The sequence below is a fragment of the Enterococcus sp. DIV0175 genome (assembly GCF_050529075.1).
Classification (GTDB): Bacteria; Bacillota; Bacilli; order Lactobacillales; family Enterococcaceae; genus Enterococcus_B; species Enterococcus_B thailandicus.
This window is the reverse complement of record NZ_CP172880.1, coordinates 515,176-532,230: the sequence shown is the minus strand read 5'-3', so window position 1 is coordinate 532,230 and position 17,055 is coordinate 515,176. Positions and strand designations below refer to the sequence as shown.

Genomic DNA, 17,055 nt, shown 5'->3' with positions numbered 1-17,055 from the left:
ACTGTCCAAAAATATGAAAAGCTATTTTTGTCAGTTTCTCATTATTTTTTCGAAGCTGAGCATTTGGAGCCACAACCTTCTTTTAAAATTTTGTCAAATTTTTTTCTGGAGCCAATTCACCAATGATTCGAACTTCCGTTTCTAAGTTTACATCAAACGTTTCTTTGATTACTTGCTGAATATGGCCAATCAATTCCACATAGTCTGTTGCTGTTGCATGATCAATATTGACAATAAATCCTGCATGCTTTTCAGAAATTTGTGCGCCACCCCATTTTAAGCCTTGCAATCCAGCTTCTTGGATTAATTGCCCAGTGTAATGCCCAACAGGACGTTTAAACACACTACCACAAGAAGGGTACTCAAGTGGTTGTTTAGACTGACGCAGTTCAGTTAGTTCATCCATTCGCGCTTTGATTTGTGGGTAATCCCCTTTTTTCAATTGAAAACGTGCTTCTAACACGATTGCCTTCATTTTTTGGATTTCGCTATGACGGTAAGAGAAATTCATTTCTTCATTAGTCAATGTTTGCATCGTTCCATCTTCAAGCAAAACATCTACTTCTGCAAATACATCCTTGATTTCACCATCATAAGCTCCGGCGTTCATATAAACAGCGCCACCGATACTTCCTGGAATTCCACAAGCAAATTCAAAACCTGTTAATGATTCTGCCAAAGCTGCGTAAGTTGTATCAATTAGTTTCGCACCCGCTTCTGCTACAACAACCATATCTTCTACATGAACAGCATTCATTTCAGTCAACATAATAACTACGCCACGAATTCCGCCATCACGAACGATCAAATTACTAGCATTTCCTAAAACCATCCAAGGAATTTGGTTTACTCTGCAATAATCAACGATTTCTTTGACTTCTTCTTTTCTCTTTGGAAAAGCAAGAACATCTGCTGGTCCACCAGTCTTGGTAAATGTATAATTCATCAACGGTTCATCTAAGAGCAAAGTTATCTCTGGTAAGTGCTTCATTACTTCTTCTTTATTCACTGAGGATTTTCCTTTCTATTAAAACATCCACATTATTCTATCACGCTTAAAACAAAGTTACTACCCTCGATGTTAAAGCAAGTGACGAAGCTGTGTCCGAATCATTTGTTCACAAAGTTCATGACTCTGATAAACCCCTGTTTGTTTTAACTGTTGATTGTTCGGTTGCGTGTGTTGGATCTGTTCAAAAAATGCCATAATCATTGGTTCAAATCCGCGTTTTTCTAAAGTGTTCGTCCAATCCCCAAACTCCTTTTGGCGTGTTTGTCCCTCCTGTTGAATCGTCATCTGTGTCAGATTACGAACTTCGTACGTCCCTTGTTCACTTGTTACTTGATACTGTTCTGTATTCGCACCACTTCTCAAGTCCATTGTTAAAATAGCCGTTTGATTCGCCGTTTCGAGATGCAACATAGCAAGTTCTAAGTAGTCATTCTTTTCAATAATTTTACTGTTCACTTGGGTAATTGGTTCATCCAATAAATAAACAGCTGTATCGACTAAATGTAAAAAGAGATCATACACAACAAATTCAGTTGTTTCTTGAGCAGCTATCCGATTTTTTTGTAATTGGATCAGACGTTTATTTGGCAATTGCTTCAATTCTTCAACCATTGGCGCAAAACGGCGATTAAACCCAATCATCAGCACAACCTGATGTTTTTTTGCCAAGGCTTGTAACTCAGCTACTTCATGCAACGAAGTACTTAATGGTTTGTCAATAAACACATGGATTCCCTGTTCTAAACATCTTTTTGCGAGTTCATAATGAACTTTTGTTGCTGCGTGAATCATACATGCTTCGATTTTTTCTGCAATCAATTCATCAATCGTTTCATACAAATGAGAAAATCCATACATCTCTTTGATTCTTTTTTTAGTTTGTTCATTTCTAGTTGCAAAATAAAAGGTCAATGTTCCTTGATTTTTTGCATACGTTGGTAGATATGCTTTTTCTGCAATGTTGCCAACACCGATTACGCCAATCTTCATTTGTTCTCCTCCAATAACGGTTTCTTAACTCAATCTTACACTATTTTTCATTTCGATAAAATTGAAGTACAATGAGAACAGAAAAAAAGACGTACTTAAAGTAAAAAGGAGTGTCTATTTTGAAACTTATCTCTTGGAATGTTAACGGCCTTAGAGCGATTATGAAGAAAAATTTTATGGAGGTCTTTCATGAACTAGATGCAGATTTCTTTTGTTTACAAGAAACTAAATTACAAGAAGGACAAATTGAGTTAAACTTGCCTGGTTATCATCAATATTGGAATTATGCAGTCAAAAAAGGTTATTCAGGTACCGCCATTTTTGCTAAGGAAGAGGCTCTATCTGTTTCTTACGGTATGGGCATTGATGAACACGATCAAGAAGGTCGTTTGATTACATTGGAATACCCAAACTTCTTCTTAGTTACCTGTTACACGCCCAACTCACAAAGCGAATTAAAGCGATTAGCTTATCGACTTGAATGGGAAAAATCTTTTGAAAATTACTTAAATGAGTTAGACAAACAAAAACCAGTAATTATTTGTGGTGATCTAAATGTGGCACATGAACAAATCGACTTAAAAAATTGGAAAACAAATCAAAAAAATGCTGGCTTTACCATTGAAGAGCGAACTGCCTTTTCACACTTACTTGCTACAGGATTTACTGATACTTTCCGTCATTTTTACCCAACGCAAGAAGGTATTTATTCTTGGTGGAGCTATCGCTTTAATGCACGGAAAAATAATGCTGGTTGGCGCATTGACTATTTTTTAACAAGTCGTTCTTTGGATAGCAACTTAATCGATGCCAAAATCCACACTGAAATTTTCGGTAGTGATCATTGCCCAGTTGAATTAGACTTAAAAATGTAAAGATTTATTTTGATTACTAGAAACAGTTTATTTTTCGATAATCTATGTTAGAATACTTTTTAAAAAGGAGGTTTTATGAAAATGAACTTCGTTGCAATGGACTTTGAAACGGCTAACCATCAACCATATAGTGCTTGTTCGTTGGCATTAGTGATGGTCCAAAATAGTCAAATCGTTGATGAATATTATACCTTGATCCAGCCTGAAACACCTTTTTTCTGGCGTAATGTTCAAATTCATGGGATTCATCAAGAAGATGTGCGAAATGCACCAAAATTTCCAGAGGTTTGGTCAACTATTCAAAATTATTTTCAACAAAATCGGCTGGTTGTTGCACATAATGCCGCTTTTGATACTAAAGTTTTAGCTGGCTGTTTAGACTACTATCAACTAACTCAACCAAATTATTTATCATTATGTACGGTAAAAAGCAGTCGCAAACTATTTCCAGAATTCCCTAACCACAAACTCAATACGGTTTGTGAGAATCTCTCTATCTCACTAGATCATCATCACGATGCGCTAGAAGATAGTCGAGCTTGTGCTGAAATCTTGCTTTATCAAGAAAAGCATTTTGGGACGGAGCCACTTAAGAAATTGGCTACTTTGAAATAAGGTTGTGGCGCCAAGCGTTCAGCTCTGAAAAAATAAAGAATAACTGACAAAAATAGCTATTTATGTTTTTGGACAGTTATGAATTATTTCGAGGAGTTGCTTGGGGAACACCGTGAATAAGGTTGTGGCGCAAAGTGGTTAGCTTCAAGTAATAATGAATTTTTTCTAAAAATAGCTTTCCCTATTTTTATGAAAAGAGGGCTTATTACCGAAGAAGCTACTTTGGAACACCGTGAATAAGGTTGTGGCGCCAAGCGTTCAGCTCTGAAAAAATAAAGAATAACTGACAAAAATAGCTGCTTATGTTTTTGGACAGTTATGAATTATTTCGAGGAGTTGCTTGGGGAACACCGTAGATAAAGGTTGTGGCGCCAAGCGTTCAGTCCAACAAGCTAGCGAACAGTCACTCAAAATAGCTTTTGATATTTTGAACTACCACAATCAAAACAAACAATTTTTTAACACTTAAAGACAAAAAAAGAGGCACAGTTTATAGTGTACATCGAAAGTTAGACCAGAATAGCTAACTTTTGGGGCACACTATGAGCCGTTCCTTTTTTTAATTCCCTAATCATTTTACTAGAAACACATCTTATACTTATAAATTCAAATAACTCATTTGATACACATCTAAAAATTCACCCGTATCACTTCGCGCACCTCTTGGCATCGTTGATTCAATTTTAAAACCCAATTTTTGATATAAATGTACTGCGCGTTCATTTCGAACTTGAACTTGTAACTCCAAGCGAAAAATTTCTTCACTGTTCTTTGCCCAATCAATCATTTCTTCAATCAGCAATGTTCCTAAACCAAAGCCCCAATACTCTTTTAGTAAACTAATTCCAATTTCTCCGATGTGAGCGATTCGGTATTCACTAGTAGCTTTTACGGAAGCTGTCCCAACAATTTTATCCCCAACTAAAGCAACCAATAACAAATTATTCGCACTTTCAGCCAAATAACCTAATTCTAAAGCAAGTCCTTCTGGTGACAATTGCAAGCCTTCTTCATCCATCACTAAAAATTCTGTTTCGCTGCCAACTTGTTTACTCATTGTCAAAATTTCTTGGGCATCTTCTGGAGCAGCTTCACGGATTACCACACTAATTTCCTCAGCCATTGATTTCTTCCCATCCATTTCGTATTCTTTTTTCAAAATCTGCTCCTTGACTGCCATATGCGCGGAACTTCACATAGCGTTTATCCAAATCTGTATCACTTTTTTCTAAAATCAGTTCCAAATAATCTTCTGGTACAGCTTCTTCCAGTAGATTTCCCCATTCAACAACAGAAAGCCCATCACCTTCAAAATACTCATCTAATCCCAAGTCAGCACCACTTGCTGCCACGCGGTAGATATCCATGTGATATAACGGTAAGCGTCCTTGTCCATACTCGCGAATAATCGTATAGGTTGGGCTTTTAATCATTTGATCGATGCCTAATCCTAAAGCAATTCCCTTGGTCATCGTCGTTTTTCCAGCACCAAGATCACCAGTTAGTATTAAATTGTCGCCTGCTTCAGCAACTTGCCCAATTACCTTCGCAAGTTTTTCTGTCATGTCTAATCCTGTTAATTCAATCATTTTTGGTTCACTACTTTCTATGATTCGTCCTGTTTCTATGTGCAAGTATAACGTGGAACAACCGATTTTTAAAGAAAAAATAAGAGTGTCGACCGAAGCCATACACTCTTACTAAAAATCAACTTTTCAAAAATAAAACGTTTATTGGTTTATTTGTTTGAGATGACCGCTTGAAGCTAACCACCTTGCGCCACAACCTTATTAGTCCATCAAAGTTTGTGCTGCCGTAATAATTGACAATTTATAAACATCTTCTTCATTTGCCCCACGTGACAAATCAGAAACTGGCTTGTTTAGACCTTGTAAGATTGGACCAATTGCTTCAAAGTTACCAAAACGTTGCGCAATTTTATAGCCAATGTTTCCAGATTGAAGCTCTGGGAATACAAAAACAGTTGCTTGGCCTGCTACATCTGAATTAGGTGCTTTCAATTGTGCAACTGCTGGCACATATGAAGCATCAAATTGTAATTCACCATCAATCATGTATTGAGGTGCTAATTGTTTCGCAATTTTTGTTGCTTCTACAACTTTATCTACTTCAGCTGCTTTTGCAGAACCTTTTGTTGAAAAACTCATCAACGCAACTTTTGGCTCGATGTCGAATAATTCAGCTGTCTTAGCTGAGTCAACAGCGATTTCAGCTAATTCTTGCGCCGTTGGATTGACATTGATTGCACAGTCAGAAAAGACATATTTTTCTTGATCTCTTCCGCGAACCATAATCATCGCACCACTTGTACGACTCACACCAGGTTTTGTCTTGATGATTTGTAAAGCTGGACGAACTGTATCACCAGTCGAGTGAATAGCACCAGAAACCATGCCATCAGCAATACCCATATAAGTCAACATTGTACCAAAATAGTTGACATCTTTTAAAATTTCTTGTGCTTGTTCTTTGGATGCCTTTCCATTACGACGTTCAACAAAAGCATCAACCATTTCATCCCATTGTGCATAATTAGCAGGGTCAATGACTGTAAATCCTGAAGCTTTAATCCCACGCGCATGGGCTGCATTTTTGATTTCTTCTGGGTTACCAATCAAAATTGGTTCCATCAATTCTTCTGCTTTCAAACGAGCAGCAGCGCCCAAAATTCTTGCATCAGTTGCTTCTGGAAAAACAATTTTAATACCACGACGAACAATTTTAAATCTTAAATTATCAAACAATTCCACGAGATGACCTCCAGATATTTTATATACCCAATCATACACTATTCTCAAAAAAAAGAACAGTTTATTTTATCTGTATTAGTCATAAATGCTATAAAAATGAAGTTTTTCACATAGCTGCAAATCTGCACTATAACAGGAAAGCGCTGTTTTATTACACTGTTTCAGGCAGTTGCCATTCAATTGGTGTTTCGCCTAAAGCCACCAATGCATCGTTTGCTTTCGAAAATGGTTTCGAGCCAAAAAAACCACGATGTGCTGACAGAGGACTTGGATGTGATGAAGCCAAAATGACATGGCGACTGCGATCAATCATTTTGATTTTTTCTTGAGCTGGTTTGCCCCATAAAATAAAAACGATTGGCTGTTCCCGCTCATTTAATTTTTCAATGATTCGATCTGTTAATTGTTCCCAGCCTTTTCCACGATGTGAATACGCTTGTCCTTCTCGAACAGTCAAAACAGTATTTAACAATAAAACGCCTTGCTTTGCCCAAGAAACCAGATTTCCATGTTGTACTGGCACGATGCCCAAATCTGACTGCATTTCTTTATAAATGTTCACAAGTGACGGTGGTGTCTTCACACCCGGTTGCACCGAAAACGATAAGCCATGTGCTTGATTCACACCATGATAAGGATCTTGGCCCAGAATGACTACTTTGACTTTGTCATAGGGCGTTAATTCTAATGCTTCATAAATATGATACATATCGGGATGTATCTTTTGTGTTTGATATTCTGTTTTTAAAAATTCACGTAAAGATTGATAATAAGGTTTTTCAAATTCATCTGCTAAGATTTCTTGCCAGCTATTATGAATGATTTTTTTCAAAATCCTTCACCTCCTTTTCAAAGGATAACCTACAAATTATTCTTAAACAAGGGACAATCTTCCTCGCGTTGCCTCCTTAATATGGTAAACTAAGAAGAAGAATTAGAAAGGAACGGTAAACAATTATGATCAAACTAATTGCATCCGACATGGATGGTACATTATTAGATTCACACATGAGCGTGACACCGGAAAACGCCGAAGCGATTCGCTTTGCTACACAAGCTGGAATCGAATTTATGGTAGCTACTGGTCGTAATTATCAAGAAGCGCGTGCCGCTTTAGATGAAGTTGGTATCGATTGTGCGATGATTACTTTAAACGGTGCACAAGTTTTTGACAAAGAAGGCAATTCTCTTTTTACAGTTGCCATCCCTCACCAAGAAGCAGCGCTTGTACTAGATATTTTAGATCAAAATAAAATCTATTATGAAGTTTCAACCAACAAAGGCTTGTATTCTGAAAGCCAAGCAAAAAGAATAGAAAGCTTCGCCTCCATGGTTGCTACACATTTACCACATTTGACTTACAAAATGGCCATCGCAATGGCTTCAGCAAATTTAGAATTACTTCATATTAATTACATTGATAGTATTCGTGATCTTTTGCAACAAGACGAGGAAATTGAAGTTTTGAAAATTATTTGTTTCCATAATGAAGGGCCAAGTGTTCTCGGTCCTGTCGGCAAACAAATTGATGAACTTGGTAATCTAACAGTTACTTCTTCTGGTCAAAATAATATTGAAGTCAACCATAAAAATGCTCAAAAAGGAATTGCTGTCGCACACGTTGCAAACGACCGTGGCATTTCTTTAGATGACGTCATGACTATTGGAGATAATTTCAATGATGTCAGTATGTTGCAGGTAGCAGGTGTAAGCTTTGCTATGGGGAATGCAGAAATTGACGTGAAAGAATATGCAAAATACACAACTGCGACGAATTTAGAATCTGGCGTTGGCAAGGCAATTTTACGTGCAATTGCTGAAGACTTATAGTTTTTAGTTAGAAAAGAGGGATAACGATGTCAGAATTTTTCATTCAAGAAAAACAGCTTAGTCGTGCGACTCGGACAATCGTTAAAAACGAGGATGGTCAATCACTTTTCTTAATGGTTGGTCGTTGGGGAACGAAAGGCGATGCACTTTCGCTTTATTCAATGAATGGAAAACTCGTTGCGCACATCAAGCAAATCAGCCTGACATTTGGTACTCGCTTTGAACTTTACAAAGATTTTGAAAAAGTTGGCACCATGCAAAAGATTTTTAATTGGCCAGGTGATTTTTATTATATTCGTCACCTTCATTGGACAGTTCAAGGGGATATTTACAATCACCGTTACCACATCCATCATTTCAATCAGCCGATTATGGCGATGAACAAAGCCACTTTGTTTACTGGTGACTACTATGTACTAGATGTGACCAAAGATGAAGATGCGCCACTTTGCATTTGTATTGCTGCTGTTTTGGATTATTGGCTCTACCACAAAAACAAAAATAAGGAACATCCACTTGATTTTCGATTGGATCTGAATTAACGCCTCTCAGTAAAAAACCCTAGAAGGGCTCACTACTTGCTGCTCCCTTCAAGGGAGCTTTTTTAAAAGACCGCCAACCGCTCTCTCTCTATTTTTTTCTAGTCTTTATTTGCTAAATAGATCGCTGTACTCTCTTTTACTTATACTATCTCTTACTCGATCTTCCGCTTCTTGTTCTCGTATATATTTTGCAATTGTTTTTTGATTGAATCCTACAGTACTCACGTAATATCCTTTGGCCCAAAACGATCGATTTCCATAATTATATTTCAGATTCCCATGACGCTCATGTATAATTACAGCACTTCTCCCTTTTAAATAGCCCATAAAACTTGATACACTCAGTTTAGGCGGGATTCTGACTAACAGATGAATATGATCTGGCATCACATGGGCTTCGATAATTTCTACCTTTTTCATTTCACACAGTTTTCTCAATATTTTCCCAATGTCTTGTCTCAACTTTCCATAAATGACTTTTCGTCTGTATTTTGGTGTAAGCACAATATGATACTTACAATTCCATCGAGTATGTGCTAAACTTTTATCGTCATTTGACATAAAAACTCCTTTCGATTTGATAACGGTTGGTAGCCTTTATCTAGTATATCGAAAGGAGTTTTATCGCTAAAGCTACTTCTTCCACGCGCAGTACGCGTGGTTTTTTTGTTTCAATCGCTTTACCGATTGAAACCGACTAAAGTCATGAGTAAAAAACTGCAGACATCATCCTTTTTTGGGACTTTGTCTACAGTCTGAGTAGTAGGTATCCTTACCTACTACTTTCAAAATCGAATTCTTGACAAATTAGTTAGCCTGAACAAAATAATTAAAATCAGCGATAGTGTTGCCCTGAAATCGTGTGTAACTCCCCTTTTCGATTTTAAAAAAAGATGGCACGCCAGAAATCTTTAGCTTAGCATACATTATCTGCTTTTCTTGAAACGTCAACATCTCAGTATCTATATAAAAGATAGGCTGGTCTATCTTTTGGTTCGTATAAGCAGTATAGCGTATGAAGGACCGACAAAACTCGCAAGTGATTCTTCCAACGTAAAGATAGCCAGTTTTTTTATTGAGGTTAGATAAATCAGAAGAAATGTTCGTAAATTTCTCTGTGTGTTTCTTATAAAATCGTTTATTTTCTTTTGTCAGTTCCAAGTCGCGTTTATCTACATTTATTAACATCTGTTGATTTGTAAATGATTCTACTGGAACCATTGAATGGTCATATTTTGCATAAGCAAATACGCTACAAAGAATTAGAATAAAAAGATACCCAAATAAAAACCACTTTTTTTCCTGTTTTTCTTCTTTCGATAATTTTGCTAGCATATAAATTGTCATGAATATGTTTATGGCGATAAACAAGTTTATGTATCTGATGATGTTATAAGTATGAGAAGTGATCAGATCAAATCCCCCATAACCTCCGAAAATAACAGCAAACGAAACGATGACTGGTAAGCAGTAGAAACTCTTATGCACAGTTTATTGCCATCCAGGATAATGTTCCCACCAATGCTATTACTGTAAATTCTGCACCAGCGAATTCAACAATTAAAGCAGCCACTTCACGCCATGCCATTTGTTTAATGAACCCCATAACACCAGCACTAATAATTGCAGACCATAAAGTTGCACCAATGAAATCTTTTATCGAGCTTGACATACAATCTAAAAACGCACCACGAACCAAATTATTTTGTCGTACTAAACTGAAATCTTTTATTTCGGAGTATCCCTGAGAACTAGTTAACTTTGTCCCATACTTTTCTTCTAGCTTCGCATAATCAATACCAACAATTTCTCCTTGTTCATTTGTTAACAAAGCTTGTGTAAACATAAACTCTAATTCACTGGCTACTTTATCTATCTCTGCTTTTTTTTGCTGATTAGATAAATTAGCAAAAACCATTTTTGATTTTTTAATTCCTTTTTGAAAATTCATACTTCCGCTTAATTCTACCTTTGATAGCTGATTTTTTTCAATGGTTTGAGCTGAAACCGATATAGGCACTACTACACTAAGTAAAACTAACAGTACAGAAAATAGTACAAATACTTTTTTTGACATAATTGTTCCCCCTGTAAGTATTATTTTTTTGAATTCAGCTGATTTCAAAAATAGCTTAGCATAAAATAACAAAAATAAAAAATGTTAATTCACATATCTCAACAACAGATAACTTAAATAAGCAAAAAAACCACTTTCAATCCATTTAAAATAACTAATTACCTATAAAAAATCATCAATTTCTCTCATAATTTAAATTTTCATGTAGTTTTCCACAGCCAAAACAAAAAAAGTTGACAACTCCCCTTATTTAGTTAGCATACTAACTAAATATCGTTCATCGATTATTTTATTGAAGGAGGCCGCACTTAAATGGATACTGGCTATTTATTAATGAATATTTCAAAGCAATTAAAATACAATTTAAATCAAGTACTGAATAAAAAAGGAATTACCGTCCAGCAATGGGCAGTAATTCAACAACTCTTTCTCAAAAACGAACGGACTGCTGTCTTATTATCAGAAGCATTGGATATGGACAAACCCACTATTTCCGGAATCATCAAACGACTAGAAAAGAAAGGATTAGTTATCAAAACGGAGAATCCTTCAGATCTTCGCTCTCAGTTGATTTCATTGACCGATACTGGGCATGAAATTTTATCTGAATGCCAAGCACTTAGCGAACAAATTCTTGCAAACTATTTAACAGTTTTATCAACAGATGAGCAAACAACCTTGAATGTTTTACTAACAAAAATAAATCAGGAAAACAATCAAATAGAAAAGAGGAACGTATAGTGGATCATATACTTGTTATCGGTGGTACAGGAAATATTGGTTATCCTTTGATTGAAATTTTAGCAACAAATGATCAAATCAAACTCACAGTAGGCGTTCATACTGTTTCAAAGGTTCAAGAAGCATTTCAACATTTTCAACAGTTAACACTTGTCCCATTTGACTTTCTAGACCCAAAAACTTTTCCTAAAGCTTTTAAAGGTGTGAATAAAGTCTTCTTTATTCGGCCACCACAGTTATCTAAACCAAAAGAAGACATGGCACCTTTTCTAGCATATGCCAAACAACAAACTATCGAGCAAATCGTTTTCGTTTCTTTAATTGGTGTTGAAAAAAATCCGATGACTCCTCATCATAAAATTGAAAAAATGATCCGTGAAGCAAAGATCCCTTATACTTTTATTCGTCCTAGCTTCTTCATGCAAAATTTAAATACAACGCATCAAAATGATATCAAGAACAACCATGATTTGTTTATTCCAGCAGGACATTCAAAAACAAGTTTTATTGATACCAGAGATATTGGTGAGGTAGCTGCTGTTTGTTTAACAAATTCAGCTTACTTGAACCAAGAGTTAGAACTTACTGGAGCACGCGCACTAACTTATGACGAGATAGCTGAAGTGATGACAACGATTTTGGACACGAAAATTACTTACAGCAAGCCAACTTTATTTAACTTTCGTCGGGTGATGATCCAACGTGGTATACCAAAAGACTACGTCAATGTTATGGTAATGCTTTATCTGATTACTCAATTAGGTAATGCTAAAAAGGTGACAAATACAATTGAACAAGTATTACATCGGCCACCACGAACCATTCAAGAATATGTCCGAGATTATAAACATGATTTTATTCGTGAATCCCACGAGTAATTTAGTTGTTGTTGAACCAAAATAATCGTAAAAAAAACAGTCTCCAAACTTAAGCAAAAGACCTCAAGTGAAGGTATATACTTTGCTTTTTACTTATGATGGACTAAATAGGCATTCGCTAATTCAAAATTTCAAGTTATGCATGAATAACTAATTCTTTAACAGAAAATCTTGCCATTTCGTAACATTAAGCGCCCCAAAACAGCTGTTTTGAGGCGCTTAATTGTTTTTCATTTTTTATTGGCTAACCCTTAGTCTATCTACAAACAACTTTTATATTGTCTTTTGCATATGCTCATATTGATGCCCGCTGATTTCCGTTTCTTCAACGACTTCAAATCCATGACGCTCATATAATTTTTTTGCTTGTGGATTTTGTTGATCGACGCTCAAACCGATGATTGTTCGGTTCGCTTTTTCTGCTAACATCGGTAACGCTTCTAATAGTTTAGAGCCAATTCCTTTTCCTCTAAATTTTTCAGAAACAGAAATCGTATCCAGATACCATTCATTAGGTAAGGTTTCTTTATCTATAAATAAATATTGGTCACGTGGAAGTTCATGTTTTTCTAAAATATCAGCTAACGGTAAATCAATCATAGGTTCTTCTTCGTCCGTATAGCCAAAGGCAACACCTGCCACTTTTCCATCTATTTCTTCAACGATCCCACGAGTATAGCTATAACGATAGTCCGGATCAGCAATTGCATCAGTTAAAACCTCAATTGTTTTTTGCTCGCCAAAGGTTTGAACAAATGGTAATTCCATATCTTTTAAAATGACCAAAATCAACGGTGCAATTTCAGGTCCGTCTTCTTTTCTTGCAAAACGAATCATGTTTATTCTCTCTCCTTTTCTTGCCATTGTAGCATTTGGAAAAAGAAAGTGCAAAATTCGTTATTTTAAATAATTTTCAATTTTTTGAGTAACAAAGTAACCGTGAGAGACTCGTTTTGCTGCTTCTTCACGGCAATATGGACAAACAATTGGTACTTCTTTATCCACGTGTTCAACAACATTTCTAACTTCATGATACGCAAATTTTTTACCACAATGTGGGCACACCATCTTTTCCATAATCTCAACTTCCTTTCGGTTTTCACACCTTTAGATTACTCTTATATACAAAAAAAGAGAAGTGATAACCTTCTCTTTCTGGACTATGCTGATATTAAAAATTGCTGGATTTTTTTCTCGGCTAAAAGATGGATATTGTAGTAAAGTTTCCCTTCTTTTTCGAGAATTTCCCAAGCATGGACTTTTGCCCGCTTGTTTCCAGAAACAGCAACCGCTTCTTTCATAGCAACTTGCGGTTTCTTAGCTTTACGCAGCTTTTTCGTCTCCAATTGTGTCTGATTTTGCTTTTTTTGTTGGCTGATAGCTTTGGTCGTCGTTTTTCCCGTCGTTGGATTGACAACAACTTCATGCTCTTTATCTACAAATAAATAACTATAAGCTGAACTAGCAGTTTTCTTAACTTCATCAGGTAAAAAAAAGCCAATGCTTGTCACTTTCTGACTGTGTGCTTCCTCTTCAAAAATTGAAATTGCTTCTTCCAGAGAAATTTGATAATCTTGCTCACTCAAATCATCTGGTTGAAAAGTTGCATTTAACAAGCCCATTCCACCCGCAACGCCAACAAACACTAAAGCAGCCAAAGTAAGAACGATTTTTTTCATTTGCCTACTCCCTTTTCCCAATTTTTTTCAGTATACCAAGACTCTGTTTTTGGAAAAATCGAAGCAAGTGAAAAAGAAGTGACAGTTTTGTTATCTATTCATGTAATTCAAGTGGTAAGCCATCTGGATCAAAGAAAAACGTCATTTTTTCACCTGTAAAAGTATCTTTTCTAATTGGCTCTGTCTCAATACCCATTTGCTGAAGTTCAGCTACAACTTCTTCAATCTGATCGACTTTAAAAGCTAAGTGGCGCAACCCACAAGCTTCTGGATAGTTTGGTCTTGCTGGTGCAGAAGCAATGCCAAAAATCTCCAATTCAGCCTCTCCTAGTCTTAAGTCTAGTTTGTAATCACCTCTGTCTGTGCGATAGTTCTCACGAATTACTTCAAAGCCTAGTTTTTCGACATAAAACTCTCGCGATTTTTGATAATCAGAAACAATGATTGCTACATGGTGGATGGTTGATAAATTCATTCTTTTTCCCTTTCTTAACTCAAAAAAATTTATTGGTACAATCTTTAGAACTCTGATGATTTAATCCGGTTGTCATGAACACAAACTCCTCGCTTCTTAATTAAATTACTGCTAAGATATAGATATTTTAAGGAGGAGAAAATGAAAAAATTACTAAAAATACTTTTATCAATATTCGCAATTCTTGCACTTATTATAGCAGGCTATGTTGGTTACGTGTATCTAAGCTATCACCGAGAAGCTGACAACCAGGATCTTACTATTCAGTCAAGTAGTTCAGCCAAAGATCTCCAGACAGCTCAAGACTATCAAATCATGACCTATAATATTGGTTATGCGGCCTATCCGCCCGATTATAGTTTTTTTATGGATGGCGGCACTGAGTCACGAGCATTTAGTAAACAAAATGTTAAACATAACTTACAGGAAATCCAAGGTGTTATCCAAGAACACCAACCAGACTTTGCCTTCTTTCAAGAAGTTGACAAGAAAGCAACTCGTTCATATAACATTGATGAAGTTGCCACTCTTTCACAAAATTTTAGTGACTATTCATCTGTTTATGGTCAAAATTATAACTCGGCTTATCTTTTTTATCCAATCACACAACCAATTGGTAAATCACAATCTGGGTTGGTCACTTTTAGTAAAGGAACGATTGCTGAAAGTACACGCTATTCTTTACCCATCGAAACTGGGTTCAATAAGTTTTTTGACTTAGACCGTGCATTTACGGTAAGTAAGATTCCTGTTGCAAATGGCAGATTTCTTTCACTTTATAATTTACATCTCTCTGCTTATACAAAAGATCCTGCGATTCAAAAAGCACAAATCAAAAAATTAGTCGCACAAATCAAAAAAGATCAAGCAGAAAAAAATTATATCATTGTAGGTGGTGATTATAATCACACTCTGTTGCCGGATAGCGAGAAAATTTTTGGCGAAACAAAAGAAGATTTGAGTTGGACACATGCGTTTCCTGAAGAACTTTTACCGAAAGGCATGCACATCGTTCGAAAAGATTTAGCAGAAAAAGCAGTTCCTTCTGTACGCAATTTAAACGAAGCTTATCAACCAGACAAAACTTTCGTCACGTTAATTGATGGATTTTTGGTTTCTGATAATCTTTCAATTAAAGATATTCAAGTAATTGATACGAAATTTGCTTATTCAGATCATAATCCGGTTCAGATGACATTCTCTCTACAATGAAAAAGAAAAGCCAAAAGTCAGGTAATTGACTAATGGCTTTTTTGTTTGATTTACACTTTGAAATCTTTTCTGTTTTTTGCAGAAATTTGAAATAAAAATATCATAACACAGATTTTTTTAAATTGTAAGACTAGATTTTATCATTTAAAAGCATACAATAGATTGTGGTAAAAAAATCTAGAGACACTACATTTTGTGTCTAAAGGAGTTCTTATACATGAAATCATATTTTCATTTTCTAGCTCATCAGCTAAAAGGTTGGCCTCAACAAAATTATTATCTTTTCTTTTTTAGTCTGGGTTGTCAAATCATGACACTCGTAAATAGCCCCATTACTTGGCTGTCGATTGTTGCTTTTATCGGGACTAATTTAGGTGTTTTATGTATTTTATCGATCAACGCTGCGAAATCTGTTAATGGTGTTTTGGGCATTTTATCTGCTATGTGTTTCATCATTGTCGGCTTTTCAGCTAAAAATTATTTAAGTATAGGTGAACAAATTGCTTATATGGTAACTTTGGATATTCCCGTTTTATTAAGTAAAGAATGGAATCACAATATGGCTTCAAAAATTCGTAAATTTACTGGTAAAAGTTGGTTCATCGCAATTATCGGTACTATTCTTGTTTATTTTGTTTCAGGTTTCTTGATTGGTCGTTATACTGATGATCCTCGTCCTTGGATTGATGCGATTGCCTTTTCAATCAGTCTTTCAGCTGGTATCATCAGCTTCTTGCGATACAACAATCAATATTATTGGTGGTTAGCATCTGGTTTGGCTCAAATGGTTCTTTGGTATGTATCATTTACACATGGTTCTGCGAGTCTAGCAATGTTTGTTAACAGCTCTGTTTATTTGCTAAACGATGTATTGGCCTTCACCGTTTCTCCTTGGTACAACCAGAAAGAACGTGAAAGAATGCAAAAAATGGAAGAAGAATATTATCAGACACATCAACACGCGTAAGGTTGTGGCACAAAGCGTTTAGCTCCGACAAGATAGCGAGCAGGCTCTCAAAATAGCTTTTCATATTTTGAAGTGAATGCAAGTTATCTTGAGGAGTTGCTTTGGGAACACCGTGAATAAGGTTGTGGTGCAAAGCGTTTAGCTCCGAACAGATAATGAGCAAACACTCAAAATAGCTTTTTATATTTTGAAGTGAATGCAAGTTATCTTGAGGAGTTGCTTTGGGAACACCGTGAATAAGGTTGTGGCGCAAAACGTTTAGCTCCGACAAGATAGCGAGCAGGCTCTCAAAATAGCTTTTTATATTTTGAAGTGAATGCAAGTTATCTTGAGGAGTTGCTTTGGGAACACCGTGAATAAGGTTGTGGCGCAAAATGGTTAGCTTCAACCA

General features: G+C 36.0%; 21 protein-coding genes. 8 read left to right on the top strand and 13 right to left on the bottom strand.

Features of this window, described 5'->3' with window-relative positions:
- Positions 1–82: 82 nt before the first annotated feature.
- Complete coding sequence (gene murB, locus IGJ76_RS02610; protein ID WP_067481519.1) at positions 83–1,009, bottom strand: UDP-N-acetylmuramate dehydrogenase; 927 nt, start codon at positions 1,007–1,009, stop codon at positions 83–85.
- 72 nt (positions 1,010–1,081) lie between these two features.
- Positions 1,082–2,002 (bottom strand): Gfo/Idh/MocA family protein, encoded by a 921-nt coding sequence (locus tag IGJ76_RS02605; RefSeq protein ID WP_067481518.1) that lies wholly within the window; start codon positions 2,000–2,002, stop codon positions 1,082–1,084.
- Positions 2,003–2,121: 119 nt separating this feature from the next.
- Here IGJ76_RS02605 and IGJ76_RS02600 point away from each other — a divergent pair, with 119 nt between their 5' ends.
- Together IGJ76_RS02600 and IGJ76_RS02595 are read left to right on the top strand one after the other, a co-directional pair.
- Positions 2,122–2,877: an exodeoxyribonuclease III gene (locus IGJ76_RS02600; protein WP_071868814.1), complete on the top strand. Its 756-nt coding sequence runs from the start codon at positions 2,122–2,124 to the stop codon at positions 2,875–2,877.
- Positions 2,878–2,958: 81 nt separating this feature from the next.
- Positions 2,959–3,492, top strand: coding sequence for a 3'-5' exonuclease (locus IGJ76_RS02595; protein WP_071868831.1), 534 nt, complete (start codon positions 2,959–2,961; stop codon positions 3,490–3,492).
- A gap of 598 nt (positions 3,493–4,090) precedes the next feature.
- Here the strand turns inward: IGJ76_RS02595 and IGJ76_RS02590 are convergent.
- From IGJ76_RS02590 to IGJ76_RS02575, 4 genes are all read right to left on the bottom strand, one after another.
- Entirely contained in the window at positions 4,091–4,615 is a 525-nt protein-coding gene (locus IGJ76_RS02590; protein ID WP_067485403.1) for a GNAT family N-acetyltransferase, read from the bottom strand.
- The gene (tsaE, locus tag IGJ76_RS02585; protein ID WP_067485401.1) at positions 4,608–5,081 is read right to left on the bottom strand and encodes a tRNA (adenosine(37)-N6)-threonylcarbamoyltransferase complex ATPase subunit type 1 TsaE; all 474 of its coding nucleotides are present in this window, start codon (positions 5,079–5,081) and stop codon (positions 4,608–4,610) included. The genes IGJ76_RS02590 and tsaE overlap by 8 nt, the downstream gene beginning before the upstream one ends.
- A gap of 201 nt (positions 5,082–5,282) precedes the next feature.
- Positions 5,283–6,263 (bottom strand): phosphate acetyltransferase, encoded by a 981-nt coding sequence (gene pta, locus IGJ76_RS02580; protein ID WP_071868813.1) that lies wholly within the window; start codon positions 6,261–6,263, stop codon positions 5,283–5,285.
- Between the two features lie 151 nt (positions 6,264–6,414).
- Positions 6,415–7,095 (bottom strand): uracil-DNA glycosylase, encoded by a 681-nt coding sequence (locus IGJ76_RS02575; protein WP_270492771.1) that lies wholly within the window; start codon positions 7,093–7,095, stop codon positions 6,415–6,417.
- A 125-nt stretch (positions 7,096–7,220) separates the two neighbouring features.
- Here IGJ76_RS02575 and IGJ76_RS02570 point away from each other — a divergent pair, with 125 nt between their 5' ends.
- On the top strand, positions 7,221–8,093 hold the full coding sequence (locus IGJ76_RS02570) for a Cof-type HAD-IIB family hydrolase (RefSeq protein WP_067485117.1): 873 nt from the start codon (positions 7,221–7,223) through the stop codon (positions 8,091–8,093).
- A gap of 26 nt (positions 8,094–8,119) precedes the next feature.
- Positions 8,120–8,635, top strand: a complete 516-nt coding sequence (locus IGJ76_RS02565) for an LURP-one-related/scramblase family protein (RefSeq protein WP_067485120.1) — start codon at positions 8,120–8,122, stop codon at positions 8,633–8,635.
- Positions 8,636–8,740: 105 nt separating this feature from the next.
- Here the strand turns inward: IGJ76_RS02565 and tnpA are convergent, their stop codons facing one another.
- The 3 genes from tnpA to IGJ76_RS02550 all read right to left on the bottom strand — a co-directional run bounded on the left by tnpA (position 8,741) and on the right by IGJ76_RS02550 (position 10,712).
- A complete protein-coding gene (gene tnpA / locus IGJ76_RS02560) occupies positions 8,741–9,196 on the bottom strand; it encodes an IS200/IS605 family transposase (protein WP_071868812.1) in 456 nt (151 codons plus the stop codon).
- Between the two features lie 246 nt (positions 9,197–9,442).
- Positions 9,443–9,970: a hypothetical protein gene (locus IGJ76_RS02555; protein WP_143139930.1), complete on the bottom strand. Its 528-nt coding sequence runs from the start codon at positions 9,968–9,970 to the stop codon at positions 9,443–9,445.
- A 145-nt stretch (positions 9,971–10,115) separates the two neighbouring features.
- Positions 10,116–10,712: a hypothetical protein gene (locus IGJ76_RS02550; protein WP_071868810.1), complete on the bottom strand. Its 597-nt coding sequence runs from the start codon at positions 10,710–10,712 to the stop codon at positions 10,116–10,118.
- Between the two features lie 312 nt (positions 10,713–11,024).
- On the opposite strand from IGJ76_RS02550, the gene IGJ76_RS02545 reads away from it, so the two are divergent.
- Entirely contained in the window at positions 11,025–11,453 is a 429-nt protein-coding gene (locus IGJ76_RS02545; RefSeq protein WP_086270603.1) for a MarR family winged helix-turn-helix transcriptional regulator, read from the top strand.
- Entirely contained in the window at positions 11,453–12,331 is an 879-nt protein-coding gene (locus IGJ76_RS02540) for an SDR family oxidoreductase (RefSeq protein WP_349702601.1), read from the top strand. The genes IGJ76_RS02545 and IGJ76_RS02540 overlap by 1 nt, the downstream gene beginning before the upstream one ends.
- Before the next feature lie 273 nt (positions 12,332–12,604).
- On the opposite strand, the gene IGJ76_RS02535 is transcribed toward IGJ76_RS02540, so the two are convergent.
- From IGJ76_RS02535 to gloA2, 4 genes are all read right to left on the bottom strand, one after another.
- Complete coding sequence (locus IGJ76_RS02535) at positions 12,605–13,168, bottom strand: GNAT family N-acetyltransferase (RefSeq protein ID WP_067485131.1); 564 nt, start codon at positions 13,166–13,168, stop codon at positions 12,605–12,607.
- Positions 13,169–13,228: 60 nt separating this feature from the next.
- Positions 13,229–13,408: a hypothetical protein gene (locus IGJ76_RS02530; RefSeq protein ID WP_067485133.1), complete on the bottom strand. Its 180-nt coding sequence runs from the start codon at positions 13,406–13,408 to the stop codon at positions 13,229–13,231.
- Positions 13,409–13,491: 83 nt separating this feature from the next.
- The gene (locus IGJ76_RS02525; RefSeq protein WP_095803434.1) at positions 13,492–14,010 is read right to left on the bottom strand and encodes a PepSY domain-containing protein; all 519 of its coding nucleotides are present in this window, start codon (positions 14,008–14,010) and stop codon (positions 13,492–13,494) included.
- A 94-nt stretch (positions 14,011–14,104) separates the two neighbouring features.
- Positions 14,105–14,485 (bottom strand): SMU1112c/YaeR family gloxylase I-like metalloprotein, encoded by a 381-nt coding sequence (gene gloA2, locus IGJ76_RS02520; protein WP_071868808.1) that lies wholly within the window; start codon positions 14,483–14,485, stop codon positions 14,105–14,107.
- Positions 14,486–14,626: 141 nt separating this feature from the next.
- Here gloA2 and IGJ76_RS02515 point away from each other — a divergent pair, with 141 nt between their 5' ends.
- Both IGJ76_RS02515 and pnuC read left to right on the top strand, forming a co-directional pair.
- Positions 14,627–15,697: an endonuclease/exonuclease/phosphatase family protein gene (locus IGJ76_RS02515; RefSeq protein WP_067485141.1), complete on the top strand. Its 1,071-nt coding sequence runs from the start codon at positions 14,627–14,629 to the stop codon at positions 15,695–15,697.
- Between the two features lie 217 nt (positions 15,698–15,914).
- Positions 15,915–16,664, top strand: coding sequence for a nicotinamide riboside transporter PnuC (gene pnuC, locus IGJ76_RS02510; RefSeq protein ID WP_067485144.1), 750 nt, complete (start codon positions 15,915–15,917; stop codon positions 16,662–16,664).
- Positions 16,665–17,055 lie beyond the last annotated feature (391 nt).